We start from the raw sequence: 2,336 nt of genomic DNA, 5'->3' as shown, positions 1-2,336 counted from the left end.
GATGTACTTAACTTACATCAACTTGTTCGTCTTCATTTTGCGGTTGCTGATCGCCATCAATAGCCGCGACTAACACCTAGTTGCATTAATTTCATCAGTAGGGTGGGCAATGCCCACCCTTTTAGCTTTTTTCAACCTATGCAGTTGCTTAAAAAAACGAAGGTATTATCAAAATGCCCAGTTTCCCACAACTGTCAGACGAAGAAATCTATCGACAAGTAGCCAAGATCGCGGAACAATTTAAAATATTGGAATGCGACGAATGTGCTGCCGCTATCAAAGAATGGTTAAAAGCCAATGGAATTAACGGTATCTATCTAAAAATCAGCCCTCTCGATCGAGCAGATTTTATCGTAAGGTTTTTGATAATCTTTCACCGATAGGGCTATCTAGGGAGGATTGGATCGCAGACTTCTACTGTGCTATTGGTGAATTTACTATTGAGGAAGTAGAAAAATTTTAACTCAACTATTAAGCGAGGATAATAGGCCATGATTTCGCTTTACCAACTTCTGCAAAAAATCAAAGAAAGACCTGGAATGTATATCGGGTATCCTTCTGTTTCCGATCTATTTATGTTTCTATGTGGGTACAAACGTGCTTGCCAAGATATGGGGCTTCCTTTAAGCGATGAAGAAGAGGAATTTCACGAATTTCAGCCTTGGTTGCAAAAAAAATTGGCCTTAGAACCTCGGCTTCTTGGGCTAAAATTATTATGCTTTATGCTGGCAATGAAACTCATGCGTTTGAAATGTTTTTTGAGTTACTGGAAGAATTTGTGAATGAACGTCATCAATTACCAAAGGAATTAGAAAAGTTAGAACATAAGCACGTAGCCAATCTACATTAGAAGTAAGGGATCGCTTACTTTATCTTTAGTTTGAAAATTCCACAAATTTGCGGGCAAAAAATGCGGTAAACCCCTCCCATTTCAAGGGTAATCATCAAAAAGAATCCCCATTTCAAGCTGCCTTATTTTAAGGCGGAGCCAAGCCAAAATCCTCTCATCCAAAATCCTTGCATCGCCTGAGTTTGGACGCAGCTTAAAATAAGGCAGCACGCAAGCTTGGCTTAATAGTCTAAAATAGACAACAGTGCCATCTTCAGCATCACTGAATTATCTCGCTAAGAACCATGATCGAACTTGTAGACATCAAACGCGAAATCGAAACGTTGTCCCAGCGCCTGGGTAAAACCCAGGACTATCTTTGACGTACCTGCACTGAAAGCAAAAATTCAAGACCTGGAGCAGTTAGCGGCGCAACCGGAATTTTGGAACGACCAAACTACTGCCCAGCAAACGCTTCAAGAACTCAATGACCTCAAATCGCACTTAGAGCAATTTCAGCAGTGGAAAAATAGTCTGGAAGATACTAAGGCGATCGCAGAATTGCTGGAGTTGGAAACCGACCCGGCACTGCTGGCAGAAGCCCAAACCAATGTTACCAAGCTCACCCACGAACTCGATCGCTGGGAATTGCAGCAGCTGCTGTCTGGCGAATACGACGCCAAAGGCGCAGTGCTGACCATTAACGCCGGTGCGGGCGGTACAGACGCCCAAGATTGGGCCCAGATGCTGCTGCGGATGTACACCCGTTGGGGAGAGAGCCACGGTTATAAAGTACACTTGACGGAAATTTCCGAAGGGGATGAAGCGGGACTAAAATCTGCCACCCTGGAAATTGACGGTCGCTACGCCTACGGTTACTTGAAAGCTGAGAAAGGAACCCACCGCTTGGTGCGAATTTCCCCCTTCAACGCCAATGGCAAACGGCAAACCAGTTTTGCAGGCGTAGGAGTTATGCCAATTTTGGATAACAGCATCCAGCTGGAGATTCCAGAAAAGGATTTGGAAATTACCACTTCTCGTTCTGGAGGCAAAGGCGGCCAAAATGTCAACAAGGTGGAAACAGCCGTACAGATCAAGCACGTTCCCACCGGCATTGCCGTGCGCTGTACTGAGGAGCGTTCCCAGCTGCAAAACAAGGAGAAAGCGCTTGCTCGACTAAAGGCAAAGCTACTGGTGATCGCCCAAGAGCAAAAAGCCAAAGAAATCGCTCAAATTCGCGGTGACATAGTAGAAGCAGCCTGGGGCAACCAAATCCGCAACTATGTCTTCCATCCGTACCAACTGGTGAAGGATCTGCGTACTGAGGTGGAAACTACTGCGATCGCAGATATCATGAACGGGGAACTCGACTCGTTCATGGAAGCTTATCTGCGTCAGGAAAATCAACTGGTGGAGAGCAGCTCGGTCTGATATCGGAAGAGGGGACAGGGCGTCGGGGTTAGGGCGTCGGGGTTAGGGAAGAGGGCGTCGGGGTTAGGGCGTCGGG

3 protein-coding genes are annotated in these 2,336 nt (G+C 46.0%); all 3 read left to right on the top strand.

The genetic code is table 11. The features are described from left to right. The first annotated feature begins 173 nt into the window (after positions 1 to 173). The 3 genes from H6S82_RS29600 (at position 174) to prfB (ending at position 2,260) form a co-directional block, all read left to right on the top strand. On the top strand, positions 174 to 383 hold the full coding sequence (locus tag H6S82_RS29600) for a papain fold toxin domain-containing protein (RefSeq protein ID WP_199315249.1): 210 nt from the start codon (positions 174 to 176) through the stop codon (positions 381 to 383). Positions 384 to 491: 108 nt separating this feature from the next. Next, complete coding sequence (locus H6S82_RS29595; RefSeq protein ID WP_199315248.1) at positions 492 to 782, top strand: hypothetical protein; 291 nt, start codon at positions 492 to 494, stop codon at positions 780 to 782. Between the two features lie 355 nt (positions 783 to 1,137). Next, positions 1,138 to 2,260 (top strand): peptide chain release factor 2 gene (prfB, locus tag H6S82_RS29590; RefSeq protein WP_191057206.1). Its coding sequence is split into 2 segments (ribosomal slippage): positions 1,138 to 1,209 and positions 1,211 to 2,260, totalling 1,122 coding nucleotides; the frame shifts between segments, so codons are not numbered across the junction. The last annotated feature ends 76 nt before the right edge of the window (positions 2,261 to 2,336 follow it).

This window comes from Planktothrix sp. FACHB-1355, from assembly GCF_014748295.1.
GTDB classification, from domain to species: Bacteria; Cyanobacteriota; Cyanobacteriia; order Cyanobacteriales; family Aerosakkonemataceae; genus Aerosakkonema; species Aerosakkonema funiforme_A.
The sequence above is the reverse complement of the archived record's forward strand: the minus strand, read 5'-3'. Positions and strand labels throughout refer to the sequence as shown.